General features: G+C 60.1%; 23 protein-coding genes and 2 tRNA genes. 11 read left to right on the top strand and 14 right to left on the bottom strand.

Annotated elements, in window-relative coordinates; all coding sequences use genetic code 11:
• Window positions 1-20 precede the first annotated feature (20 nt).
• Together BDK88_RS13805 and BDK88_RS13800 are read left to right on the top strand one after the other, a co-directional pair.
• A complete protein-coding gene (locus BDK88_RS13805) occupies window positions 21-221 on the top strand; it encodes a hypothetical protein (RefSeq protein ID WP_008009922.1) in 201 nt (66 codons plus the stop codon).
• Between the two features lie 136 nt (window positions 222-357).
• On the top strand, window positions 358-555 hold the full coding sequence (locus tag BDK88_RS13800; protein ID WP_130500928.1) for a hypothetical protein: 198 nt from the start codon (window positions 358-360) through the stop codon (window positions 553-555).
• 374 nt (window positions 556-929) lie between these two features.
• On the opposite strand, the gene cydB is transcribed toward BDK88_RS13800, so the two are convergent.
• The 6 genes from cydB to BDK88_RS13770 all read right to left on the bottom strand — a co-directional run bounded on the left by cydB (window position 930) and on the right by BDK88_RS13770 (window position 7,981).
• Complete coding sequence (gene cydB / locus BDK88_RS13795; protein ID WP_130500927.1) at window positions 930-1,943, bottom strand: cytochrome d ubiquinol oxidase subunit II; 1,014 nt, start codon at window positions 1,941-1,943, stop codon at window positions 930-932.
• Window positions 1,936-3,336, bottom strand: a complete 1,401-nt coding sequence (locus tag BDK88_RS13790) for a cytochrome ubiquinol oxidase subunit I (RefSeq protein ID WP_130500926.1) — start codon at window positions 3,334-3,336, stop codon at window positions 1,936-1,938. The genes cydB and BDK88_RS13790 overlap by 8 nt, the downstream gene beginning before the upstream one ends.
• A gap of 72 nt (window positions 3,337-3,408) precedes the next feature.
• The gene (locus BDK88_RS13785; protein WP_130500925.1) at window positions 3,409-4,098 is read right to left on the bottom strand and encodes a peroxiredoxin; all 690 of its coding nucleotides are present in this window, start codon (window positions 4,096-4,098) and stop codon (window positions 3,409-3,411) included.
• Between the two features lie 236 nt (window positions 4,099-4,334).
• Window positions 4,335-5,183 (bottom strand): DUF1641 domain-containing protein, encoded by an 849-nt coding sequence (locus BDK88_RS13780; RefSeq protein WP_130500924.1) that lies wholly within the window; start codon window positions 5,181-5,183, stop codon window positions 4,335-4,337.
• A gap of 2 nt (window positions 5,184-5,185) precedes the next feature.
• On the bottom strand, window positions 5,186-6,349 hold the full coding sequence (locus BDK88_RS13775; RefSeq protein ID WP_130500923.1) for an NAD(P)/FAD-dependent oxidoreductase: 1,164 nt from the start codon (window positions 6,347-6,349) through the stop codon (window positions 5,186-5,188).
• Window positions 6,350-6,892: 543 nt separating this feature from the next.
• Window positions 6,893-7,981 (bottom strand): rhodanese-like domain-containing protein, encoded by a 1,089-nt coding sequence (locus tag BDK88_RS13770; protein ID WP_130500922.1) that lies wholly within the window; start codon window positions 7,979-7,981, stop codon window positions 6,893-6,895.
• Window positions 7,982-8,207: 226 nt separating this feature from the next.
• On the opposite strand from BDK88_RS13770, the gene BDK88_RS13765 reads away from it, so the two are divergent.
• On the top strand, window positions 8,208-9,383 hold the full coding sequence (locus tag BDK88_RS13765) for an MBL fold metallo-hydrolase (protein WP_130500921.1): 1,176 nt from the start codon (window positions 8,208-8,210) through the stop codon (window positions 9,381-9,383).
• Between the two features lie 20 nt (window positions 9,384-9,403).
• On the top strand, window positions 9,404-9,553 hold the full coding sequence (locus BDK88_RS21245; RefSeq protein WP_165396970.1) for a DUF7512 family protein: 150 nt from the start codon (window positions 9,404-9,406) through the stop codon (window positions 9,551-9,553).
• A 414-nt stretch (window positions 9,554-9,967) separates the two neighbouring features.
• On the opposite strand, the gene BDK88_RS13760 is transcribed toward BDK88_RS21245, so the two are convergent.
• The 3 genes from BDK88_RS13760 to BDK88_RS13750 all read right to left on the bottom strand — a co-directional run bounded on the left by BDK88_RS13760 (window position 9,968) and on the right by BDK88_RS13750 (window position 11,654).
• Window positions 9,968-10,516, bottom strand: a complete 549-nt coding sequence (locus BDK88_RS13760) for a GNAT family N-acetyltransferase (protein WP_130500920.1) — start codon at window positions 10,514-10,516, stop codon at window positions 9,968-9,970.
• A 240-nt stretch (window positions 10,517-10,756) separates the two neighbouring features.
• Window positions 10,757-10,827 (bottom strand) — tRNA-Gly (locus BDK88_RS13755).
• 128 nt (window positions 10,828-10,955) lie between these two features.
• The gene (locus BDK88_RS13750) at window positions 10,956-11,654 is read right to left on the bottom strand and encodes a class I SAM-dependent methyltransferase (RefSeq protein ID WP_130500919.1); all 699 of its coding nucleotides are present in this window, start codon (window positions 11,652-11,654) and stop codon (window positions 10,956-10,958) included.
• 204 nt (window positions 11,655-11,858) lie between these two features.
• On the opposite strand from BDK88_RS13750, the gene BDK88_RS13745 reads away from it, so the two are divergent.
• Window positions 11,859-11,930 (top strand) — tRNA-Ala (locus BDK88_RS13745).
• Between the two features lie 756 nt (window positions 11,931-12,686).
• Window positions 12,687-16,028 (top strand): hypothetical protein, encoded by a 3,342-nt coding sequence (locus BDK88_RS13740; RefSeq protein WP_130500918.1) that lies wholly within the window; start codon window positions 12,687-12,689, stop codon window positions 16,026-16,028.
• Window positions 16,029-16,599: 571 nt separating this feature from the next.
• On the opposite strand, the gene BDK88_RS13735 is transcribed toward BDK88_RS13740, so the two are convergent.
• Window positions 16,600-17,085 (bottom strand): hypothetical protein, encoded by a 486-nt coding sequence (locus BDK88_RS13735; RefSeq protein WP_130500917.1) that lies wholly within the window; start codon window positions 17,083-17,085, stop codon window positions 16,600-16,602.
• A gap of 207 nt (window positions 17,086-17,292) precedes the next feature.
• Complete coding sequence (locus BDK88_RS13730) at window positions 17,293-17,574, bottom strand: ArsR family transcriptional regulator (protein WP_242611675.1); 282 nt, start codon at window positions 17,572-17,574, stop codon at window positions 17,293-17,295.
• A 223-nt stretch (window positions 17,575-17,797) separates the two neighbouring features.
• Here BDK88_RS13730 and BDK88_RS13725 point away from each other — a divergent pair, with 223 nt between their 5' ends.
• The 5 genes from BDK88_RS13725 to BDK88_RS13705 all read left to right on the top strand — a co-directional run bounded on the left by BDK88_RS13725 (window position 17,798) and on the right by BDK88_RS13705 (window position 20,100).
• Complete coding sequence (locus tag BDK88_RS13725; protein ID WP_207225292.1) at window positions 17,798-18,340, top strand: SWIM zinc finger family protein; 543 nt, start codon at window positions 17,798-17,800, stop codon at window positions 18,338-18,340.
• A 133-nt stretch (window positions 18,341-18,473) separates the two neighbouring features.
• Window positions 18,474-18,677: a hypothetical protein gene (locus BDK88_RS13720; RefSeq protein ID WP_130500915.1), complete on the top strand. Its 204-nt coding sequence runs from the start codon at window positions 18,474-18,476 to the stop codon at window positions 18,675-18,677.
• Complete coding sequence (locus BDK88_RS13715; protein WP_130500914.1) at window positions 18,674-18,919, top strand: hypothetical protein; 246 nt, start codon at window positions 18,674-18,676, stop codon at window positions 18,917-18,919. Before BDK88_RS13720 ends, BDK88_RS13715 begins: the two co-directional genes overlap by 4 nt.
• A 197-nt stretch (window positions 18,920-19,116) precedes the next feature.
• Window positions 19,117-19,497: a hypothetical protein gene (locus tag BDK88_RS13710; RefSeq protein ID WP_130500913.1), complete on the top strand. Its 381-nt coding sequence runs from the start codon at window positions 19,117-19,119 to the stop codon at window positions 19,495-19,497.
• A gap of 273 nt (window positions 19,498-19,770) precedes the next feature.
• A complete protein-coding gene (locus BDK88_RS13705) occupies window positions 19,771-20,100 on the top strand; it encodes a hypothetical protein (protein ID WP_130500912.1) in 330 nt (109 codons plus the stop codon).
• Between the two features lie 545 nt (window positions 20,101-20,645).
• Here BDK88_RS13705 and BDK88_RS13700 read toward each other — a convergent pair.
• From BDK88_RS13700 to BDK88_RS13690, 3 genes are all read right to left on the bottom strand, one after another.
• Entirely contained in the window at window positions 20,646-21,242 is a 597-nt protein-coding gene (locus tag BDK88_RS13700) for an NYN domain-containing protein (protein WP_130500911.1), read from the bottom strand.
• Between the two features lie 356 nt (window positions 21,243-21,598).
• The gene (locus tag BDK88_RS13695; protein WP_130500910.1) at window positions 21,599-22,327 is read right to left on the bottom strand and encodes a M48 family metallopeptidase; all 729 of its coding nucleotides are present in this window, start codon (window positions 22,325-22,327) and stop codon (window positions 21,599-21,601) included.
• On the bottom strand, window positions 22,324-25,296 hold the full coding sequence (locus tag BDK88_RS13690; RefSeq protein ID WP_130500909.1) for a type I restriction endonuclease subunit R: 2,973 nt from the start codon (window positions 25,294-25,296) through the stop codon (window positions 22,324-22,326). Before BDK88_RS13690 ends, BDK88_RS13695 begins: the two co-directional genes overlap by 4 nt.
• Window positions 25,297-25,298 lie beyond the last annotated feature (2 nt).

Below are 25,298 nucleotides of genomic sequence, written 5' to 3'. Positions count from 1 at the left end.
TACCACATGTGAGCCAACCCATGTCACAGAACGATGGACACAAGCCGTACAACAGTTCCCTGTTCGTAAGCGGCGTCGCGATGGTCCTCGCGAGCCTCATCACAGCCGTCTGGATGTTCAGACTCGGCGATATCGTCACGGCACTCGGCCTCGGGTTGATCGTCGCCGCCGGCCTCCTGCTGGCGGGAATCGGCCTCTCTCCCGAGGCGACGACGCACTGACGCCCACGCTCCTTATCCCCGGCCTCGGTACTCTGCATATGCCAACTAGACACACCACCCCAGCGGACGACTCGAGGAGAGACATCGTGAGCAACCGCTGTCGCCTGCAGTCACCGTTGACGGGGTGGATCCAGCCGTGAATAGTACTGATACGGTCGACGATGCGACGTGGATGCTCGTGTTATCGATCCTCGTCATCGCGGTACTCGTCGGCGTCGGCCTGCTACAAGTGTATCTTAGCGGCGATTACGGGTCGTTCTTCCGGAGCATCGGAATCGGGCTGCTCCTGTTGCTGTTCAGCGTCGGCTTCTATCGCAAGTGGCATGGGACGTGATCTGCCACGGTGTGAATCCGAACTGGATCACTTTGCGACCGTCGCCTGATACTGCCGGACAAAACGGTTTATCCCTCAATCGTACCTAAGACGCTGTCGCTGACGGCGACAGCCGTCGAGGCGTGATCGAGTTTTACTGACTGTTGTCTGATCGTATGAGCTGTCGTCCCTGATACGGATCACTGTCAGTCAGTGCTAGCGAGAGGGACGGGACATTGGGAGAGAGGGCCCGTAGACTGGATGTGCTGTCGCTGCTGCTCGAGTTTTCTCGCAACGACGCGCAGAACCGGGTGTAGGCAACCGTAACAGTAGTTAGAGACGTGTTTTATTTATACCAGAATATGAAATCTCGCGTCCGAAAAGAGACAGCAGCCCTACGTGTAGGACTCGCCCTCTTCGACGGGGCCACTGAACGACGAGTACAGCACGATGAAGTACGTCGCGATCAGTGGCAAGAGGATCGACGAGCCAATGGTCATTATGTTCAGCGACAGCGACGACACGATCGCATCCGCGACCGTGAGCCCAGTCGCCGGGTCGATCAGCGGGAACAGCAGCGTCGCCGCGAGTGCGACGAGTCCGTACACCTGCCCCGCGACGGCCGCAAAGGCCAGGTAGTAGCGACCGGCCCACCCGGCGACCACGTGAACACCGGCGAGCAGCACCGTCAGCCCAAGCAGGCCGAGCGTCGGTACCGAGAGCAACGCGACGTGTGGTGACGACCGACTGCCAACGACCAACGTCGCGACTGCCAACAGGAGGTAGACGACCTGCGCGAGATGGCCGAGTGACCGCGTCTCGAGCCGGACGTCGCCCCGGGTTTTCAGTCCGAGGAAGGCAGCACCGTCGACGATCGTCAGTGCGATGACGGCCAGACCAGCCAGCAGGCTCGCGATCGAGGCGACACCCTCGACGCCGAACAGCCAGTTGCCGACGAAGACACCGAGGAAGAACGGTGACGCGATACTCCCGACGATGAACGCGCGGCCCCACCAACGTTGCCAGTCCTCGTCGTGGCGCTGCTCGTACATTTCGGGGGCGAGCCCGCGGATGATGAGCGCACCGAGGATGGCGAACATTAGCAGGTAGTGGCGACTGAACAGCGTCGCGTACACCGACGGGAAGACGGCAAACAGCATGCCACCGAAGACGACAAGCCACACCTCGTTGCCGTCCCAGAACGGGCCGATCGAAGCCAGCAACTGCTCACGCTCGCCGTCGGTCGTTCGCGTGGCAAACAGCGCGCCGACGCCGAAGTCGAACCCGTCGAGAAACAGGAACGTTCCGAAGACGGCGAACACGAGCCCGAACCAGAGTTCCTCGAGCGGCAGGCCGAAGAGTGGCCCATTGGCGAGGGCGGGCGTCACCACGATCGATATGTCAGTCATCGCTCGGAACGACCTCCTCGGGGACGTTCGTCTCGCGTTTCGGCGTGGGCGAACGGGTCGGAGCCTCCGTCCGGATGAGTCGAACGACGACGTACCAGTAGAGGGCGAGCAACGCCGTATACACCCCGACGAAGCCGACGAGTGTAGCGAGCGCTTCCGAGCCGCTCAATGACGACGAGACGCCCGCATGCGTCTTCATCACGCCCTGTATGACCCAGGGCTGACGGCCCACCTCGGTGACGATCCAGCCCAGTTCGACGGTAAAGATACCCAGTACCGACGATCCCATGAACGCTTTCGCCAGCAGGTCGTCATCGAACAGGGTACCCTGATACCATCGGTAGCCGCCCCAGAACGCAAGCAGGATAAACCACGTTCCGAGGCCGACCATCGCCCGGAACGCCCAGAAGACGATGGCGACTGGCGGACTCTCGGCATCGATATCGCTTAACCCAGTTATTGTCGCGCCGGGATCGTTCCCACTTGCAAGTAACGATGCGACGAACGGGATTTCGATAACGAAGAGGTCGTCGGCGTGGGGATCGGTGATGTCACTCAGGCTCGTCGGAATCGCCACGAGTTTCAGTCCGACCCCAGAGTCAGTCTCGTACTGTGCTTCCATGGCGGCGAACTTCTGTGGCTGCGTGTCCGCGACGTGGCGGCCATAGGCATCGCCATGGATCGCCTGAAACGGGGCGGTGACGAGCAAGACGGCGAGGCCGACTTTCATCGTCGTGCGCCAGAACTCGGTGTCGCGGTTCGTCCAGACGAAGTAGGCGGCGACGCCGGTCAAAAACAGCGCAACCGACAGAACCGCCGCGTTCTGCATGTGGACGTACATCCACGGGAACCGTGGATTGGCATACGCCGCAATCGGGTCCACGAGGCTGATGATCGGCTGGCCGCTCTCTGTCGCCACCTCGTAGCCACGGGGCGTCTGCATCCAGGAGTTCGCGACCAGAATCCAGACGGCCGAGAGCCAGGTCCCGAGCCCGACGAGGACGCTCGAGAGCATGTAGTGGCGGTCGCTAACGCGGTCACGCCCGAAGACGAAGATGCCGAGGAACGTCGCCTCGAGCATGAACGCCATCATCCCCTCGAGGGCGAGCGGGCCGCCGAAGAGTTCACCGGCAGCTGTCGCAAACGCCGCGAAGTTCGTCCCGAACTCGAACTCGAGGACGATGCCTGTGACGGTGCCGACGACGAAGCTGATGGCAAAGATCTTCGTCCAGAAGGTGCGGAGTTGTTCGTATACCTGTGCGCCCGTCCGTATCTCCTTCCACGTGAAGTAGATGAGAAAGGGCGCGAGCCCCATACTCATCACGGGGAAGATGATGTGGACTATCGTCGTCACCGCAAACTGAAGTCTGCTGGCGATGACTGGATCGATCATAGTACAGTTGGGTAATGTCGGGTTCGGTTGCGGTCACCCAACAGAGGGTGCCGCGGCTATGTCAGTCAGTTGTTACTTGTCGCGGGTGACGAACCACCAGTCGTAGTAGTTCAGGTCGTCGTCGTCAGCAGCGTCGGCTTTGCGCGCTTCGGCGTCGGCCTCGGTGCCCGGCGGTGACAGGAGGACCTGGTCACCGAACTTCTCGTTGTTCGGCCAGTCAGCGGGAGCGGCGACACCGTCGTCGTCGCTCTTCTGGAGTGCACGCAGCGAGCGGAGGACTTCGTCGATGTTGCGGCCGATCTCCATCGGGTAGGTCAGACGCAGCCGAACCGTCCCCTCCGGATCGATAACGAAGACGGTACGGACGGTTGCCGTTCCTGCACCGGGGTGGAGCATGCCGAGTTGCTGGGCAACCGCTCCCTGATCGTCGGCGATGATCGGGAACTGAATGTCGACGTCGAGGTTCTCGGCGATCCACTCCGTCCACTTGATGTGTGAGTGGACGCGGTCGACCGACAGCCCGAGCAGTTCGGCGTTCAGCTCCTCGAACTCCTCGCGGCGCTGCTCGAAGGCGACGAACTCCGAGGTACAGACCGGCGTAAAGTCACCGGGGTGGCTAAACAGGACGAGCCACTTGTCCTCGTAGTCGTCGGGCAGCGAGCGCTCACCCATGCTCGTCTCGACGGTCAGGTCGGGAAACGGATCGCCAATACCAGGTACGTCAGTCGTCGGTTCGTCCGTGGGAGCGGGTGATTGCGTCATTCTTCATCACCCTCTTAGGATTAGGGGTATTAAAGTTGATTTCTACCAACTATATTTTCTTTTTCGAGAAACATACTACACCATACAGAGCATATTTTCCGATAGTTCGATCGGGACGGCGTTCAGACGGCGCTACAACAGCGCGCCGTCGTTTGGAATCGTAAAAAGCGTGGTTGCACCGTCACACGGCCTGCGATCGGCGTGTGCGTATGCCTCGACTCGGTTCGATTGTGACGTTATCGCTCTTGTCGGTCCGACTCCTCGATCGCGGTGCTCCCGAGTGCGCGGGCGGCTGCAAGGAGCCGGCCGAGCGCACGCCGGACGTCGGCGTCGAACAGTGCCTTGGTGAGCCCGATCAGGCCGACCGGTTCGGGGTCTTCCTGCGTGAGGCCCTCGATCGAGGCATCGACGACACTGGTAAACTGCGGATCGCCCATCGTCTCGACGAGCGCGATCATGTTACCCGCGTTCCGCCCGAGTTCGTACATGTCGACGTCCGCGTCCTCGTGGGCATCCGCAAAGCCCGCCGCGGCCATCCGGAGATCACGGATGACGTTCCGGTTGTCCTGGGCAACGTCCCGCAGTTCCGGGGTGAGGTCCATCGCCAGCTCGTGGGTCGCATCGAGCAAGTCGAGCATCTCCGCGAGCGTCTCGGTGTTGTCACCGAGTTTCTCGAGGAGGATAATCGTCTCTTCGCTCTCTAAGGCGAGCCGAACGCGCTCGATAACCTCACGGTTCTCGCGGATCGCGACCTGCAGTTCCGGAACGAGGTCGTCGGACAGCTCTTTCGAGACCGCAAGGATGTCAAGCAGTTCGATGAGCGTGTCCGATTCCTCGCCGACCTTCTGTAAGAGGACCAGCGTCTCCTCGCGCTCGAAGGCCATGCGCAGCTCACGGATGGGCTCGCGGTTCTCACGGACGGTCTCGCGGAGTTCTGGGGTCAGGTCCGCGGCTAGTTCTTCCGCGACCGTGAGCAGCTGGAGCAGTTCCGCGAGCTCCGCTTCGTTTTCCTCGATCGCGCGTGCCAGTTCGGTTTCGTCACTGAGCGTGCCGTCGGCGTCGAGGGATCGTTCGTTGCTCGCCATCGTTATGGGAGTGGGTCGTAGCCGCGCAGCCAGGAGTCCCAATAGAAACTGGGCAGGATGTTGACGTCCATGATCCAGTTCATCCGGCTCTCGACGGGTGCGGAGATGCTGTTCTCATAGTCGAATTCGGCGACCATCGCCTTGCCCTTCTTCGTCAGCAGCGGACAGGCAGCGTAGCCCTTGTACTTTGCCGTCTGGCGTTTGCCCTCCATGTGTGCCGTGAGGTTGTCGAGGACGACGTGAGCCTGCTTGCGCGCTGCAGCGGCCGTCTTGGCGTTAGGCGTATCACAGCCGTCACCGAGTGCGAAGACGTCCTCGTACTCGGTGTGCTGAAGCGTGTGTTCGTCGACAGTGACGTACTCGCTACCACCGGTCAGCGGCGAGTTGTCGGTGAGTGCCGGCTGCCCGTACTGTGGTGGCACGGGCGCGTAAAGATCGTACTTCTGGGTCTCACCTTCTTCGGAGTGGATAACCTGCGCTTCGTGGTCGATCTCATCAACCGTGAAGTTCAGGTTAGCTTCGATGTCACGGTCGGCCCAGATCTCCTCGAGTTTCTCGCGGTACGGCGAAACACCGAAGACGGCGTCGCTGCCCTTGGTCATGACGACATCGACGTCGTCGCGGATGCCCTTTCGCCGGAAGTAGTCTTCCGCGAGCATCGTCATCTTCAGCGGCGCGCCGCCACACTTGATCGATGTGTCGGGGACCGAGACGACGAACGTGCCGCCGTCGAAGTCCTTGAGCGCGTCTCGCAGCTGCATCGCAGCCTCGAAGTGATAGAACGGGTAGACCGAGTCGGTCTCCTCCCAGCCCTCGAGCATGCCGGGTGTCGTCTCGGGTGCGAGTCGGTGGCCCAGCGCGACGACGAGGTAGTCATACGACAGTTCGCCGTCCTCGAGTGCAACGGTCTTTGTGTCGGGATCAACACCTGTTACGGCAGAGTGCACGAAGTCAATACCGTCACTGAGGAGCCCGCGGATGTCTCGGAATTGATCTTCGGGCTCCATATACTCGAACGGGAGCAGATAGAACGAGGGTTGGTACGCGTGTTCTGTACTTTTGTCCACGATGCTGATCTCCGCGTCGGAGCGGTCCAATCGACGACGGAGCATGTTGGCGGTCATCGTGCCGCCGACGCCAGCACCAAGCACGACTATATGGTCCATAGACACCTAGCCTTTAGACGTATACTACCTGAATGCTGAGGTAGCTGAAATAATAGTTGGGATGTTTCTCCCATACTGAAACTCACAGAGAAAATTGCTGGGAGTTGCCGATCACACGCTGGTCGACCGCCGACTGCCGAGTTGCATGCAGATATCCGCGTGTCGTCTCGAGCGGTCCGTCGTGAGACCAACGCGGGAAACAACCCACAATTATTGCTCGCTTTCGTCGGCGATGCCGATGACACACAGAAAACTGACTGGAATGCCAGTAACACGCTCACAGACGGGCGAAACGCGACAATAAGGGAGCTCTCGCTCGCTCCAAACGCTACGACTCCAGGTCTGGCCGCCGCCAGGAATTACATCGGGGGCGGTCATGGCCGTTAGTTACAATCCTCTTCGGAACCGCGGACTGTTCTATACGCCGAGCGATAGTCCCCACGGCAACGGGTACCGATCGGATGACAATCGTCCGTTCAGGTGTGGGGCCGTCAATGGCGGCGCTCGAGTACAGCGGCTGACGGATGGATAGCAGGACAGGGGTTACCGGTCGGTCGAATCGCAGGTTTCGACCGGGACATCGACGAGGTTCCCCCACTCGGACCAGGAGCCATCGTAGTTTGCGACGTTCGGATAGCCGAGCAGCTCCGAGAGCGCAAACCAGACCAGGGCCGAACGTTCGCCGACGTTACAGTAGACGAGGATCTCGTCGTCTTCGGTGATTCCAGCTTCGGCAAACGGTCGTTCGAGAACCTGTTTGTGCTCGAACCGGCCACACTCTCGAACGACGCTCTCCCACTCGATGTTTACGGTTCGGGGAATGTGTCCGCTTGCACGCGCGGGTGCGTCGGCCTCCCCACAGTATTCCTCGGGCGACCGGACGTCGATGATGGAGACATCCTCCGAGAGCGCACTCTGGACGTCCTGGCGGTACGCGCGGATGTGTTCGTTCGGCGGTTGCGTCTCGTACTCGGCCGGCGTGACCGTCGGGGTCGACTTCGTCGTCGGATAGTTGTTCTCGGTCCAGTAGTATTTGCCCCCGTTGAGCAACCGGACGTCCCGATGGCGATAGTACTTGAGCGTCCAGTAGACGAACGCCGCAAACTCGTTGTAGCCGTTGCTATAGAGAACGACCGTGCTGTCGGGCGTGATCCCCCGCTCGCCTAAGATCTTCTCGAGCCGGTCAGCGCTGGGAATCGTCCGCGTGCCGGCATCGAGGAAGTCTTCCCGTGGGTCGAGTTTGACGGCACCCGGGACGTGGCCCTCATCGTACTCGGTCGAAATCTCGACCAGTCGAAGGTCAGGATCGTCCGCTTTGAACGCTTCAAGCCGTTTGTGCGCACTGTCCGGCTCGACGAGGACCTGTTCGGGATAGCCAGTGCGGTCGTTTCCGATCGACCGGTGGCTGATACTGTAGCAGGTCTGTCGCCCGTCGTGAAGCGCCGGTGCGGCCTCGATCAGGTTTTCCTCCTCGAGTTGCGTGAGTCCATATCGTGCTGTCCGCGAACAAAGAAGCGTCTCCTCCGTGATCTGTTTGAGCGTCATCGACCCCTCCCGAGACAGTGTCTTATAAATAAACTTCGAGCTCGGCGGAAGGTCCATCAGCGCCTCCTCGATGTCTGAGGTTTGCATTGTCCCTACAATATCAGTAAGGACTTGCGCGTAAAGACGCTATTGGTATATTTGTCTCCAATGTCAGCTTTGAGTCCGGTTCCGGGTTGTGCGCGTCGAACGTCGGGCAAAGTTGCGGAAATTATGTTGGGTACCTCCGTACTTTCCTCTCACCCCCGATATTTGAGGGAAATTATTCTCCCCGCTCAAACCGTTTTACGTGGGCACTATATACAATACAGTGACGATGGTCGAGACAATCACTGCTGAAGCGTTGCGAGATATGATCGACGCCGACGAGGACTTCGTCCTCTTCGATACCAGATCGCCCGAGAGTTTCGAGGACTGGCATATTGCCGGTGCCAAGAACGTCGAGTACTCCGGGAGCAACGACGAGCTCGTCGGCGAGTTCGACGAAGACGCCATTGACGCGGACGACACCGTCGTGACGATCTGTGCGACGGGCCGATCCGCGAACGGGTTCGCGAACTACCTCGAGGACGAGGGATACGTTGACGAGGTCAAGACCGTCGATAACGGCATGGAAGCCTGGAGTATGGTCTATGACATCGTGCCGGTTGCGACGGAAAACGACGACCTCGTCATCGTCCAGCTCCAGCGTCGCTCGAAGGGCTGCCTGGGCTACCTCGTCGGTTCGAAACGCGCCGGCGAAGCCGCCCTCGTCGACGTCACCCGTGCAACCGACGAGTTCCTTGAGGCCGCAAGCGAGCGCGGACTCGAGGTAACGCACGTCCTCGACACGCACATCCACGCCGACCACATCTCGCGTGGCCGACAGCTCGCCGACAAGCTCGGCGTGCCATACCACCTCGGCGCACCCGCCGAAACTCGAGACCCGCAGTTCGAGTTCGATCCCATCGAGCCCAACGGCGTCGTCGAACTCGGTGACGTCGAGATCAAGGCCGTCCATACGCCGGGCCACACGACGGGGATGACCTCCTATCTCGTCGACAACGAGGCGCTGCTGACCGGTGACACGCTGTTCGTCGAATCCATCGGCCGCACCGAACTCCAGTTCGCGGACAAGGACGCCCGCGACGGCGCTCGCGTCCAGTACGAGACGCTTCACAACGTCATCATGTCCGAGCCCAACGACGTCAAGATCCTGCCGGGGCACTTCTCGGTCACCAACGACGGCGAGTACATCGACGTGACGCCCGGCCAGCCGATGTTCTCGACCGTCGGCTACCTCTGGGAGAACAACGAAATCCTCCGCATGGACGAAGACGACTTCGTCGAGCACATGTTCGATAACCTGCCGTCCAAGCCGCCGAACTACGAGCAGGTCATCGCGACCAACGCCGGCGAGTACGAACCCGAAGACGAAGACGAAGAGACCGAACTCGAGCTCGGTCCGAACCGCTGTGCCGCCACGTCGGATAGCGCCGTCGCTGACGACTGAAACCCCAACCCTGTCCCATAATGTTTGGCATCGAATCCCTCTCGGGAAACGCGCAAGCAGTTGCCCTCGTCGGTGTCGTCTTACTCGAGGCGATGATCCTCTACGTCGGGTACGGCGGCCTCGAGCAGGCCCTCGGGGGCTACGTCGTGGATCTGCTGCGAGGCGAGTAACGAGAGCACTGCCAGTGTTGACGTGGTGACCTGAGCGGCCTCGAGGCTTCGGGGTCGCTAGCTATAGCGGTGTCACCGTGTTCGTGCGAGCACGAGCATCTCACCATTCCCTTCCGATTCCCGGCGTCTGGTTTCCGCCGGTTGTCAACGGAACCTCACTCCTCGGCAATCATACTGGACACCGCTCGCGCAGCCGTTCGACGACCCGACTGATTCCGGTCGACGCTGATCGAAGGCACTGTCGTCCCGCATGGACACGCCGCGCGGGTGCAAACCGGATCGCGTCGTAGGTGTTTCCCAGCAGGTTCCTAACTGTCTAGCGCCCCGCTATCGATCCGCAGCTGTGCGCTCCCCCGAGTGAAACTGTATACCAGTGGCCGCTACCCACCGAGGCGGTCTGACTACCACTGAGCCTCACTCGTCGCGTGTCTCGCGGTCCGGCGGCTCGTTGTCACGCCGCGTGTCGAGAAACGCCGTCTCGTCGTCGGAGAGATCGCGGTCGCGAAACTCCTCGAGTCCGGCCTGATAGCGATCGCGGTCGGTCCACCCAGTGTCGTCGTCCGGCGTCGGATACTCGAGGATCAGTTCCGCGATCCCCGTCGTCTCACCGGTGTAGGCAAAGCCGGCCCGGTAGAGCGCTTCGTAGGCAAAGGGGTTGTTGACGGCAATCCGGAGCCGTTCATAACCACGCTCGCGGGCCCGATCGCGGACGTCTCGGCAGAGTATGGGACCGATGCCCTCGCCGCGCCGGTCGCGGTCGACGGTCACGTAGCGCAGCCACAGCGTGTCCGCATCGGTGCGATCCTCGTTGAACGCGACTGCCGCGACGATCTCGCCGTCCGCTGACCGCGCCACCGCTTTGCCGGTGTTCGTCATGACGAATTTGCCGGCGTAGCTGAACCGTTCGTAATCGAGTCGGAGTTTGGGGCCGTCGGGTGGCCAGCCGAGCAGTTCGTACTCCACGAACTGTCTTGGAACGCAGCGTACTACAATCCACGGAGTCTGCCTGCTCCGGTTTTGGAGCTCTGATACAAGAGAGTGACACTCGATGTTGCTTTCGACGTTGCTCGCAGCAGAAATGCGCGGACCGGGATTTGAACCACCTCAAGACGGTCGCACTTGCTTCGCTCGTGCGCATGCGTCTTCCGTAATTCAAATTCCTCATGCGATTCCTGCGGCTCACGGAGTTGTTCGCCACAGGAATGCGCGGACCGGGATTTGAACCCGGGCCATGAGCTTGGAAGGCTCAGGTCCTACCACTAGACCATCCGCGCGCATTTCCAGGTTTTCGTTCCACGTTTAAGGCTCTTCCTTTTCCGATCCGTCGCCCACCCGCGAGTGCCGCCGCCGTCAGCCGATCATCGATCGACAACTAGCGTCTCGAGGCGCTATCCGCGGCCGACTACGGTGTCGACGCCGTGCCTGCCACCGTCGCATAACAGTTCCCGCTCGAGACCGCCGACTCGAGCACCGAGAGGTCGCTCTCGGCCAGCTCCGCTTCGAACTCGTCGGGTGCGTAGATGTGATAGAAGCGATCGACCGTCTCGCCACCGGGGAGGGTCCACTCGACCGTCGTATCGAAGCCATCGGTCTCGTCGAACCGGTCGTGAGCGGTCGACCACGCGCTGACGAGCGCGCGGCCGTCAGAGGCCAGCACCCGCGCGAGTTCGTCGAGACTGGCCCGGCGAGCGCGCTGGGTCGGCAGGTGATGCAGCGTCGCGACGTAGACGGCGAGATCGACGGTGTCGTCCCCCAACGGCAGCGAGGTCGCATCTCCCTGGACCAGTGCAACATCGAAGTCACGCTCGAGCGCGCGCTCGCGGCCCGTCTCGAGCAACCCGCGGCTGACGTCGAGTCCGACGACGGACTCGAGATCGGCTGCCAGCAGTTCGGCGTGGCGGCAGTTGCCACAGCCGAGATCGAGACCCACACCAGCGGTGTCGCAGTCGGTCGCGTGGCGCTCGACGAAGGCTTCGACTTCAGGCCACGCGTACTCCCGCGTCGAGGCGAAGTGGGTCGCGATACGGTCGTAGGTGTCACGCACGTCTCCGCGGCTGGTGCGCTCGTCGTCTCGACGGTCACGGTCCTGATCCCCGGCCATCGGTCAGGCTTCGTCGGGGAACCCGCAAAAAGCGTTCGTAACCTGCCTGGACGGAACCCGCTGTGACATTTCAATTGGCCGATCACGACTTCAGCGCCGATGACCCCAATTGAGCGGCAGCCGATGAGAATGTGTGAGCGTGACGGGGCTCGAGGAATTCGAGGGGTTTATCTATACCCGACGGGAACTGTGAAATGCGTACGAGGGCTCGTAGATCAGGGGTAGATCACTCCCTTGGCATGGGAGAGGCCCCGGGTTCAAATCCCGGCGAGTCCACTACAATTTCTCCGCCGTACTCAGGGTTCCATACCGCAAGGTACGGACCTTGATACGGCCGGATTCGCCATTTTTTGGCTGAAAATTACTCCCTTGCAGAAGGGAGTTCAACAGAATTACCAGCGCGGGTTAACGCCTGCGGGCGATTCTGTGAGGGAATGGTGGTGGTTGGCGTGAGTCGCGTCAATCACATTACTCCTATCTGTGAGTTCTGCGGCTGCACCATCGAGTACCCGACAAAACACTGTCCGGCACTCGAGAACGGGAGGTGTCGGCCGTGATGTACGGACACACCGCGAGGGCCGCTCACTGTTCCAAGGCGACGACGGCCCCCTGCGGCGACGTTACCCAGCCCACAGAGGTGAGCAGGCGTGTCTGACGACCACGCCGAGCGAATTCAGTATTTCGCTTGGAGAGATCCAGACGCCCTCAACGGTTGCCACAGGCGATTCAAGACCAGCTGTTCGAAAACGGCATTTTTGGTGTCTCTCTCCGGGGGGTGTCGGAAATGACCGAGCACTCCGAGAGGAACTCGGGTACTGTATCAGACTCAGACAGCCCGGAACATGTCAAGCAGCATCAGTACCTCGATCATGGGGCGGCCGGCGCCCAGTGCATGCTGCTCAGTTGCGCCCATCGCAACGCAGTACCAGTAGTCCACCCCGACCGAGGAGAACTACACCTCTGTGACTACCACCGGCAAAAGGTCGAGATGCTGTTGGAGATCCCCACGTCTACGCCCCCGGGGTGGTCAGCGTGACCACAGTCAGGTGTTTCCGCTGCGGCGGTGGGTCGACCGAGACAGTCGAGAATGGCCACCTGTGCAACGACTGCATTTCGGCCGTCGACGGCGGCTCGCAAGCCGAGGACGAGCTCGAAGATGCGACCGAATCCACGGGCGACGCGGAGACCGTGCCGACGGACGTGACCGGCGAGAGCGCGGGGGGAGGCGGCGGCAACGTAGGGCTCTCGCTCGACGAGTGGCTCGACCGCGAGCAATGGATGTGCCGCGTCGGGAAGAAACCGTTTGCGCCATGGGTCTCCCCCGACGTGGGCGAGGCGTATCCCGACCTCGGCACCGACGAAGACCCGCGCTGGAAGTGGAAGCCCGAGTACGGCCACTGGCGCGACGGATGGACGGCTCACCGTGCGGCGGCAGACTCGATTCGCGTCGACGGCGTTGCCTACCTGATGCAGCCCGATGACCCGGTGCTGTTCGCCGACGGCGACAACGTCGTCTGTCCCGAGACGGGCGACCGACACCCCGCGTGGGAGGCGTTTCTCGCGCAGATGGCCCCGACGTTCACCGGGCCGTCTTCGAGCGGGACCGGCGATCATGCCGTGTTCTATTGTCTTGAGGGACTCCCAGACGGTGCCGAGAGTGAGCCCGTCATCACGCTCGACAGCGAGCCATGGGGGGCGAACGACGACCCACCAAAGGTCGAACTGTACGCGGAGACAAAGGTTATGGCACTCACGGGCGAGCAGCGTCCGGGGACGCCCGCTTACCTCGGTCGGCTTGACGACGGCCACCGCAACGCGCTCCGGTGCTGGCTTGAGGCCCACGACAAGCTCGGGGACACTACCGACCAGCCGAACCCCACCACCGTCAGCGTCCCCGACGACTACGAGCCGTCAGCGACACGCGCCGACGAAACGACCGACGAGATCCGTGACGTTCTCACCGCCGTCAACCGGCTTACCGTCGCCGATCTCCCGATAACGATCCCGACGGCCAACGGCGGAGACGATGATTTCACGTATCACAACCCGCCGTACCGATCGTCTGACAGTGGCCAAAGCCTCCATCTCTCGAGGGATGGGACGACTTTCTATGACCACGAGGGCGGCGGATCGACGTTCGGCGCGCTCGATTGGTTCGCTTATCGACGCGGCCCGCTCACCGACCCGCGCGACTCGCTTACCGGCGCGGAGTGGTGGGAGACCGTCGACGCCGCCCGCAACGCTGGTGCGCCGATACCCAAGCTCGAGTACAACCCGTCGAGCGAGATCGAACACACCGCCGTCCTGCCCAACTCCCCCACGACGCGGGCGGCCATCAACGGCTGGGACTGGACAACTGCCGACCGGGACGACGAGACACTCACGCAGGAAGACGCGTGGGACCGCACGGCGGACGCGATCACGGGCGCGAATGAACGCTGCGACGACGTACTGATCGAGGCGCTGCCGACAATGGGGAAGTCCTACAGTGCGGTGAAATCGATCGCCGAGACCACCAAGCCCACAACGATCGCGACCGGTCGCGGCCGGAAGGAGCAGTACGCCCGGTACCGCGACTGGGCCGACGAACATTCCCTTGAGCACTACACGCTACCTGCATTCACGCACGACTGTCCGACGGCCAACGGCGAGCACGGCGAGGACTCGGCCGACACCGTTGCCCGCTGGTATAACGCTGGGGCAACACCCCAACAGATTCACAAGTTCGCTGAGAGCAAACTGGGACACCCGCTGCCCTGCCAACACGACGGCGAGTGCCCGTATTCGTCAAAGTGGCGCTTCGAACCCGACGACTACGACGTGCTAATTGGGCACTACAGCCACCTCTACAACGAGAAGGTGACGACGGGCCGGAGTGTCCTGATCGACGAATTCCCCGGCAGCGCGTACGAAACCACGCTCGAGGGGGAACAGCTCTCTCGCGCCGTCTCGACGTTTCTCGAGGACGAGAACACGATCCCTTTCGACGACTACACCGATCTCATCGAGAACCGGGAGGACGACGCACGCCGCGGTGAGGCGCTGCTCTGGTTCGAGGATTACGGCGTCGAGACCGACGGCCTACAGGCGTTTGTCGACGGCGGCCACGCGCTTGCCCCCGTCGCTGTCTACACGCTGCTGGCGAGTGAGAAGCTCGGCAACGGCTGGGAGCGAGCCCGCATCGGCGACGCACTCGGTGGCCAGCTCGGGCTGTTCAACCGCGCTGAGTCGCGGATCCACGTCATGGACCCACCTTCGATCGACTACGCGCGCAACGTGGTTGGCCTCGACGGGACGCCGACACCGGAGATGTGGCGCATCGCCCTCGGGCGCCGACGGTTCAACCACCGGCCAGTACTCCAAGACGAGGAACGCGCAGAGTACATCCGTGACGCGCTCGGCCTCCGGATCGTTCGGACGACAGAGTCGGTCAAGTCCTACAGCGCCGGCGAGGACGAGATCGCGAACCGCGTTACCGTCGACGAGGACGCTGCACTGCTCGAGGCGATTGACGACACCCACGGCCAGCTCCCCGACCTGATCACGACCGCCCGTGCCGAGAAGCTCTACGACGACGAGGGCGTCCTCGAGGAGCACGTCAGTCGGACAAAACACTACGGGAACGTCCTCGGATCCAACGAGTTTGCCACCGAGCGCCTCGGCGCCGTGATCGGCTCCCGGAACTTCGGGCCCGACTACGTCAAGAAGTGGGGGGCGTATCTCGACGAGGCAATTGAACCCCAGTTCCCCGGCGAGGATCTCCCGCTCGAGGCTGGCGTCCGGACCGACTACGGCGAGGTTGGCAACCGGATCCGCAAGCACATGACCGAACACGAGACGCTGCAGGCGACAATGCGTTTTGGGCGCGACGGCAACGGCGCAGTGGTCTACGTCCACACGAACACGCTCCCCGACTGGGTGCCGACCGCTGGCGAGGGGCGCGTACTCAAGACGTGGAGCGATGGGATGCGGCAGGTGATCGAGGCTGCCCGCGATCTCGACAAGTGGACCACGGCCGAGCTGGCCGCCCACCCGGCAGTCGAGATCGGTGAGCGACAGGTCCGCACGCATCTCTGGCGGCTCGTCGATCGCGAGGTGCTAAGCCGAAGGACCGAAGGTAACGGCTATGTCTGGCAAGACGACGGCCTCCACCGGGTGAACGACCACGGTGAGGTCGAACTCGACCCGATCGAGGACGACGACCTCAACGGGGACGAAAGTGCGGAAGTGGCGCGTATAACTCACTATAGGTGGGACTTCTGGACTTCGGGCGACACTCACCGCTTGAGGCAGCCAACGGAGGACGCTGAGTGGTCACCAGCCAGTGATTCCCAGTCGACCGCCGACGGACCACCGCCGAACCGAGGGGACTGACCCCGCTCGGGCGCCGGTCGAACGCCCTCGTCGATAGCGACTGCGCTGCGCCTCTCTGACACCTACTCGAGTCACCGCTCGCCCTCACTGGCCGCTAGTGGCCGTCCATCACACGACGCGTTACAGGTTGGTCCGAGCGTCAGTCTATCGTCAGCGACAACGCTCGTCGCCGTCGTTCATCTCGGCGTAGGTCACTCCCTTGCACAGTTGGGACAGCTGTAGACCCCACCGTCAATGCACTCGGTGAAGCGTTGATCCAGCCGGGGGGTTGCCGTTTCGCGGCACTCGACCACTTGTATGACTTTTTTCGCGCTGCCCTCGAGACGGCGTCAGCGGCCCGACACGCGGCTGTGATGAGCCACTCGGTCGGGCTATCTCAGTCGGCACGAGGAGTGAGTGTGGAAACACAGTGTCCGAGACGCAGCCTCGGGTGGCCAGATGTTCAGGACGACATAATCAGGTCTACGTCGGATATGATCCCCGTACCCTCGTAGAGTTCGCGGTAGATCATACAATGAGGTATCTAATTCACACACATACTCATCATTTAGATGCTGTAATGTTCGATACATCAGCAGAAATTTTCGAGTACGTATGGATCGACTTCTTGCCCACGTATCTCGCCGCAATCCCATTCTCCAAATGGCATTGGGAAATGTGAAGGTGAATCAGCGCCGTCGTGCCACACGTTAACATAATCAATTGTCGCAGCGCCGTTTTCAACACCAATTTCGTCGAGATGGCAGTTAACTACGTACTCAAACGGAAGTTCTGGGTTTTCAACGTCTACCTCCTCGTTCTGAACCCAATTGTCAGGCGTGGTCCATCCAACACCGATGCTGATGAAGGTTATTGTCGACTGGTGGTCGCTATCGATGACAACGCGGGAACAGTCACGAAACGTAGTTTCGATACCGTTCTTTTCAATTATTAGTGGACGATCATACTCTGTTGGATCGCGTTCCTGTGCTGCTACCTCCGTTATAACGATGGAGCTAGTGGCCGCACTAACCCCCGCCAGTATAGCCCGCCGGGAAAGTGTATTCTCACCCCACATATGTGTTAGTCCCATAATGGGGACTAAATAATCCTATCCGATACCGTTGTAGAATCAGGCTTATCTGACTATCTCTTGCGGCTACAAGGATGAATCTCCGCGTCAGCGCTGTCCTATCGAAATGGAAACGTCCGGTTGCCAGTTGCTTGCACCGGGACGCAACCGATGTCTCTATCTCAAGCTAGCCGCCGCCAGCGTATCTTAACTTCAGTTTGGATCGTTATCGCTGTCAGTGCCAGAGAGCAGCCACAGCCGGGCGTTGCCGATCTTCTGGCTCGAGATCTGGCCATCATCCTCGAGTGACCGGAGACGTTTGTAACCAAGCTCGTAAGAGCAGCCGACGCGATCGACGACATCTTGCGTTCCTGCTTGACCGCCTTCGGCCTCGAGCGCGTTGATGAAATCCTCGAGTGGGTACGTGGACTGATATCGGCCCTCGTCGTCGCGATCGGCACCGGGCATAGTCGTGCCGACGCTGTTCGATCCCATTACGGTTAGGAGTAACGTCCGTAGCTCCATATCCTTTACAGCCACCAGTCAAGGATCGTTACAGTAAGCTGTATTCGACTGTCTCAAGCGTTGTGTGTGAGGTTTAAGCCATTACAGGTAGAAGTAATGGATGAAGACGGACGGGCTCCTCGGGGGCGTTGTCTCTCAGAGAACGCCCGCCTGCTGGTACAGGCGAGCTCGGTCGTCTTCGGGGATGATACCAATGACGACCACTCGAGACTACGCGGCCGATGGCCGTAAAGCCGACGAACTGTGTACCGACGCGCGCACTATCCGCGCGCTCGAGCAAGAACTGACCGTGCTGGGACCGGGGATCAACCCAGCGCTCGACGAGGGTGAGTACGAGGTCGTGAGCGAGAGCGGCTCGACGTACATTGTCGACGTGTTTGCTGGCAGTTGCACCTGCCCGGACCACGACAATGGGAACCGGTGTAAGCACCTCCGGCGAACCGTTCGAGAGACGGGCATGATGCCCACGAGCGCGCTGCTGCTCGATGCGCTCGATGTGTCCGACCAATTCAACGGCGAGCACGTCGACGGCGAGCCGAAGATCGTGCCGCCACAGGACGCCCTCGAGACGACCGCCGACACAGGTAAGCGAGCGGTCGCTGACGGTGGCCGAGGGCGTCCGGCTGACTGTTCGTGCATCACGCCCTCGAAACGCGACGATGGGCGAGAGCTGCCGTGCTTCCCGTGCTACGAGGCCGGGTTCCGATCGGTCAATCCGGAGGTCGACGACCAATGACGCCCAAGCACGGTGTTCAACGTGACGGCTGCCCACGGTGTGGTGCCGGGACATTCCCGGTCACGATCGACGGGCGGCCAGCCCAGCACTGCCGGCGCGGCTGCGGGATCATCTCGATAGAGGGGTTCGACCGATGACCCGCACTCATACCTGCGTGTGTGGCGGCGACCTCACGTTGGTGACGGCCACCGACGAGTCTGGGATCGTGGTCGACCACCTGCGCTGCACACGCTGTGGCGGCGGTGGCCATCGATGTGTCGACCGGGCGAGCGACGCGGTCCTTGTCGAGACCGGGCCTGTATTCGAATCACGACGAGTGGGGGTGCCGACGCGATGACGACTGCGCCGACGTGTGAGTACTGCGGTGGCGATCTTCGGGTTACCGAGACGGTCCGCGCTCGAGAGAGCACAGGCTTCGGGCTGGCCAACGAGAGAATCCGAACGTTCTGCTCGACGACGTGTCGGGCGAGATGGCAAGGAGTCGACCCCGTGATTGCGTCCAGCCAGCAGTCAACACTGGCGCTGTTTCGCGATGGTGTAGACCGACATGACCCGGCAGCCGTCGTGTGGAGCGCCTGACCAACGGCGCTCTGCCCTCGGACTGGGACTGGGTGTGAGGCTACAGTACTGGCCCGTGCCCGGTCCTCCGGAGGTAGCCATGCAAACGAATGGCACGATAATGGCGACCGAGCACAGACCGCTCGAGCCAGATGCACTGTCCGGCGAGTGCCCGTCGCGACGGCGGGTTCGAAAGCACAGCAGAGGTGTCCACTGAGATGGCAACATACCTCCTCGCTTGCGAGGAATGCGGTATCATCGACCGTGACAGCGATCGAGAGCGGTTAGAACAGCGTCAGACCGCCCACCCCCACGACTGTGAGGTCACGCTCGACTACAGAGAGTACAGCAGCGAATGGTCGCCCACAGAGAGCCATGTTAGCGAGAACGAACTCACACCCAGACAGGCAGCACTCCGATCGGCGCTGATCACCGGCTGGGGCCAGTGGTCGAATGGCGAGAAAGAGAAGGCCGTTGCGCTGTTCGTCGTGCAGGTCATCAACGTGCTGTTGATGGCCGTCGCGATCGGCTTCCTGACGTTCCCCATCGTCTGGGCCGCAAGCATCATCGACGCCTACGAGGTGGCCAGCACGAGCTGAGGCTAACGTCGCTGGATCACCTGCAACTGATACATTCACACCCTATCGCTCACGACCATGACCTCACGACCACACGACCCACCGACTGACGAATCGACTTCGAAGCCAGCACGCCGGACTGTGTTAGGAGCCCTTGGTGCCGTCTCGAGTTTCCTGATGTCTGGGTCTGTTACAGCCAGCAGCTCCGGCAATAGGAGCTCTGGGCACCACCGACAGAACGCGACAACAACGGTCACACAGCGCCAAGAGGTACACGTTGAACAGTCGCAGACAGTGCAGATCAACGACCAGCGTGGCTGTGCTGAGTGTACGACTGCCACCGGCAAGACTCACCAACTTGGCACGATCGTCATCTACAACCGGTCCCACTGCCAGCGGAAGGTGACAGTGGGCGTCACCGGGAAGATTGCCCTCGAGGGTGAGGAACTCAAGGACGAGACGATTTCGATGCAGGCCCCACCAAAGACCGAGTGTCGGGCGGGCTTCGTGGGATCGCTGACACGGCTTGATGCCGAAGCTGGCGACCTTGACATCCAGATCATGCAGCGCTCCGAGCACGCAGCCGACTACTGTCCGGGTAAGAATCGCGTCTTCCGGGACTGAGAAATTGCCGGTTGCCACTGGTAGCGGTGTCTCCGACGCGCTGCTGTGGCACCCGGATTCGAAGCTTCAATAATTTACCCCCTGAGCGATTGACCCGATAAGTGAACCTTCTCGAGTGCCGGGTAGCTGTCTGCGGAGAATTATCTATCGACTCTCTGGAATAAAGGTAAAGTTACTATCTATTTGGGTGGTTAATAATATCGAGCACAACTTCGCGGATTTGACCGACAGCGGGCGGATGATGAAGTTGTATAGGGTGTATAAGTGCTGCTGCGAGGATCGAATTGCGACGGTCGGGGAGTGCCCGTTCTGGTAGTTATCAACACTGGTTTTCGTACTTCAACAAACACTCTCATCGTCGATCTCTCTCTATCGGCGTGTGGAGACAGACAAGTCGCGCGTGTCACCTATTTCGATAACGGTACATCGATCAGTGCAGGTAGTACAGCTATTGACGTGAGATTCCGCCTATCTGGATACTGCCAACCTCGGCGTGCTGAATACAAAGGATGAGTTCAGCATGACGTCTTCGTTTGGTTGCGATCCTATAGAGTAACGTCTTGAAGGAAGCCATCGACGACGTTTACATGCTGATCAACTTCTTGGCGAAGTTGCTGGGCCGAGTAGAGGCTTGCACTCGGATCGTACGCATAGCCGAGGAATACATTAGCGTGGTTATCCTTCGCGGCTCGAACAGCGTGCTGGAGGTCTTCGTCTCCAGAGACTAGGACGAACGCTCCAGGCGAGTTCTGATCTGATGCCATCTCTACTAGGTCTACTGCAATTCCGACATCCACACCTTTCTGACTGGAGTATGTGAAGTGATTTCCACAATCAGGACAATCTGCATGCTCTTGCTTTACACGCCCCTTCTTCTCAAATTGAGTCTTTGGCTGATCGTCAATTGTGTCAAAGAATGACTGTGCTCCCTCGTATCGTTCCTGTTGTTCATCTGTGGGGTCTTCCGGCAGATATGGGAGTGCATGATAGAATTTGCACCGAAGCAGGTCTGACCCAAACGTCCGTGCAAGCTTTTCTGCGAAGTCATGCACATCAACCGCCGAGTTGTGCGTATTCTTTGAATACCTGTTTATATTGTCGAAGTAGCCGCCGTCAATCAGAATAGTAGCTTTGCCACTCATCGGTCTTGGAAAGACAAAACCGCTGTTCCGCTCTGAAACAGCGGCTGAAATACAATCATCGATTTGTTACGCTGCATAATAAGAGTGTTGCTTTCTACACGATATAAAACCATGTGATAACGATAGGCTGTATCTTGCCACAGGATGTTACCCGCCAGCTGTAGATACTGTACTAAGCAATCACCACCTTCGCAAATTGTGCCAGATGTCGTGCGGCATTAACGCTCTGTATTCAGCACACCACCGTTAACATCTCCGGTAGGAGGTAGAAGTATCGGCGTTAAGTTCGCAACTGTAGTTGTCAGCAGATACAATCCACTATTCATGGAATTAGGCCATAGAGAATGTCCTATGAGTTAGACAGTCAGTGAATTGCCGTTGAGTCGGAGCCATTCACGGCGCTTCTCGTAATCTGGAATCAATGTTCCCACCGTATTCCAAAACGCGTCAGAGTGATCATCATGGGCAGCATGTGCCAGCTCGTGGACGAGCACATAGTCTTGAATCCGAACGGGTGCAAGGATGAGTCGCCAGTTTAGTCGAACCATCCCATCGTCAAATTCGCCCCAGCGGCCGGAGAGGTCGCCAACGTCAATCGATACATCGGACAGCCCCAGCTTCGACTCATACTGTGGGCTACGTTCAGGGAGTTTGTCTGCAGCATGGCGAAGGTACCAATCGACCACTGCTTGGCGCTTCCGCCGAATGCTTACTGCATCGGCCGGCGCGTCAAATCGATGCACACGCAGCGTGAACTCGGTGCCATCGAAAGACAGCCGGGGCTCTGGCACATCTGCCTCGACGACATCGAGCCGGTACTGGCGGCCGCAATAGGGCAGTTTCTCGCCGCTCAGGTACTCTTTCGGATACGGTGGCTCCGATTGCTCCTGCAACCCATAGAGCTTCTCGAGCAACCACTCCTGCCGACTCTCGAGGACGTCCTCGATCTCGCCGGTTGTCGCCGTCATCGGGGCGCGGACGGTGAGTTCGAGCGACTGATCCAACGAGAGCCCGATCGTCTCGCGGTCGTCGCACCAGTCGATTTCGTAGGGAATGACTGTCTGGCCAATGTGATGCTCTCTCATTCGTAGTGCGAGCGAGCGAGTTGGATCACGCGGTTGGTAAGCTCGTCGCGCTCGGCATCACTCAGGTCAAGGTCGGACTTGTATAGCTCGATCTTGACCTGCTTGCGAATCTGGTCTTGGATATTCACTTTCTGCTTCCACTCGACGATACTCGTAAACTCCTCGACAGCACCGACGAGCGTACCAGTGAGCTCGATCACCGACTCTTCGTCGAGCCCACGCTCTTTGGCGTTCAGCACGTCCTCGATGGCGTGGTAGAATGATAGCTCTGTCGTGCCATCGAAACCCTTCTTGTGGGCTGTTTGCTCTCGTGACCGCATTTCGTCCATCACGTCGCGTAGCTCTTCGATGACCTCGCGATCGGAGAGCCGCTGCTGTCTGTACTCCTCGATGAGTTCTTCGACACGTTCCCGCAGTGAGCCGTAGTGAACCGGGTCCTCGTCGAAACGAACATTGATCTCGTGTTTGACAGCGTGTTGCATTTCGCTCGCCCGAGCTTCGTCGCTGTCTAACGTATCAAGTCTCGTGTCGAACTCGTCTTTGTCCATCACGGACACTGGCTCGTCGTTGAGAACCTCGATCCCAGACGAGCGGATATGCTTGTGGATCAACTCGCGGACCTGCTCGCCAGTACCCTCGAGATTCATCTCGTCGTCACGATAGCGTTCCTTTGCCCGGCCGTAGATCTCGCTCAGTTGCTCGAGATCGGCCTTGTACGGGTTTGCCATCGGATCTGGAAGGACGATGTCCATCAGCTTTGAGAACCGCTTGAACGCGTTATTGAACTCGATACGGCGGTCCTCCGGTTCGAGCGTCTGGAGACACGTCTCGATGTCCTCGAGATCGTCGAAAAAAGAGACGGCCTTCCGATGGGCCGCCTCGAGCTCGGCCTCTTTGTCTTCGAGGGGCACCATTGCGCGTTCGACCTCGTCCGCACTGAACATTGCCAACGCTTCTCGGAGTTCGTTCGAGACACCGTAGTAGTCGATGACCAGTCCATGGTTCTTGTCTGGGTATGGCCGGTTGACCCGTGCGATCGCCTGCAGTAGGCTGTGCTCCTTGAGGGGCTTGTCGAGATACATGACCTGCGCGACCGGCGCGTCGAACCCGGTTAGGAGCATGTCACAGACGACGAGTAGCTCAACCTCGCCGTTGGGATCGACGAACGACTCCTTGTAGTCGCTCAACTCCGAGTCGGTCGGAGCCCATTCTTTGACGTCCTCGGGATCGTTATGTCCCTGCGAGATGACGACCCGAGACTCCGGGCCGTTGAGTTCGTCCAGTTTCTCCTTGTAGGTTATCGCCGCACGCTTGCTCGTGGTGACGATCATCCCTTTGAACGTATCTGCGATTTCGTTCTCGTAGTGTTCAATGATGTCGAGGGCAACACGTTCAATACGGGTTTCGGCCTCGGCGAGGTCCTGTGTCTTGGCGTATCGCTTCTTGATCTCCGCTTTCTCTTCCTCGGTACGGTCGGCGAAGATCCGGTCGAACATCGTGTCGAGCGTCTCGCCCTCGAGGTGCATGTCGGCGAGCCGCCCCTGATAGAGAATCTCGACAGTCGTGTCGTCCTCGAGCGATTGGTCGATGGTGTACGTGTCGATGTAGTTGCCGAAGGTCTGGCGCGTGTCGCGCTCTTCTTTCTCGATCGGCGTGCCCGTGAACCCGACGTAGAAGGCGTTGGGCAGCGCCGTCCGCATATTGTTTGCGAGATGCTTGTACTGCGTCCGGTGGGCCTCGTCGACCATCACGTAGATGTCGTCATCTCGAGAGAGCACGGGGAAATCGCCCTCCTCATCGTCTTGCAGCTGGAACTTCTGGATCAACGTCGTGATCGTCTCGCCCGCGTTAGTGCTGAGCTTCTCGCGGAGGTCTTCAATGCCGTCGGCTTTCTTCGGGTTCGGGAAGCCACAGCGCTCGAACGTCGCATGGATCTGGTCGTCAAGCGCCTGCCGATCGGTGACGAGGACGAGTGTCGGGTCGTCCTTCTCGCGGCGGAGTTTGAGGCCAAGGAACAGCATCGTGAGCGACTTGCCCGAGCCTTGGGTATGCCAGACCACGCCACCGGGTGCTTCCCGCTGATTGCGCTTCTCGATCCGCTCGAGCGCCTTGTGCACGGCGCGGTACTGCTGGTAGCGAGCGACCAGCTTGGTCTGCCCACTCTGTTTGTTCTCGAAGACCGTGAAGTGCCGGAGCTGATCGAGCAGTCGCTCGGGTTCGAACAGTGCGTACAGCATCCGGTACTGATCGGGGACGTAACCCTCGAGATCAAAGGCATCGGCGAGGTATTCGTCGTCGACGGGATACGGGTCACGCCACGGCTTGTACTGGCCCTTTGGCGTGCCGTAGGTGCCCATCACAGCGCCTTCGAGCCACGTCGCCACCGAGTACTGGTTGTACCGAAACAGCGCTTCAGCCCCTTCTTTCCCGGTCTTCGTGCGCTCGTTCTGATAGCGCTGGAGTTGCTCGAGCGCCTCGCTTCTCGGTTCCGCAATGCCCGGGGCCTTACACTCGATGACACCGAGAGGAATACCATTGACGAACAGCACGATGTCTGGTTTGATGGTCTCGATTTGCCCCTCAACGCGGAACTGGTTGAGCGCGAAGAAATCGTTGTTCTCGGGAGTCTCGTAGTCGATGTATTCGACCGTCTGATGTTTTAGGCCGTGGCCGCGGTCCTGTTTGACTGATGTATGCTGGACGAGTTTCTCGTGGATCTGCTGGTTCTCGTCCATCGTGCTCGTACCCGCGACCTGCTGGACCTCGCGGACGACCTTGTTGAGGTTGTTCTCGTCAATCCACGGGTTCAGCCGTTCGACAGCAGCGCGAAGGCGTGGCTCAAGTACAGCCGACGATTCTGTCTCACGAGGGTCGTTCCACACCGTCTGCTGTTGGTCGACAACATCCCACCCGAGTTGGCTGAGCGTCTCAAGGGCAGGGAGTTCGGTCTCAGCATACTCGTCTGGCATCG

Source organism: Natrinema hispanicum, assembly GCF_004217335.1.
In the GTDB taxonomy this organism is placed as follows: Archaea; Halobacteriota; Halobacteria; order Halobacteriales; family Natrialbaceae; genus Natrinema; species Natrinema hispanicum.
The sequence above is the reverse complement of the archived record's forward strand: the minus strand, read 5'-3'. Positions and strand labels throughout refer to the sequence as shown.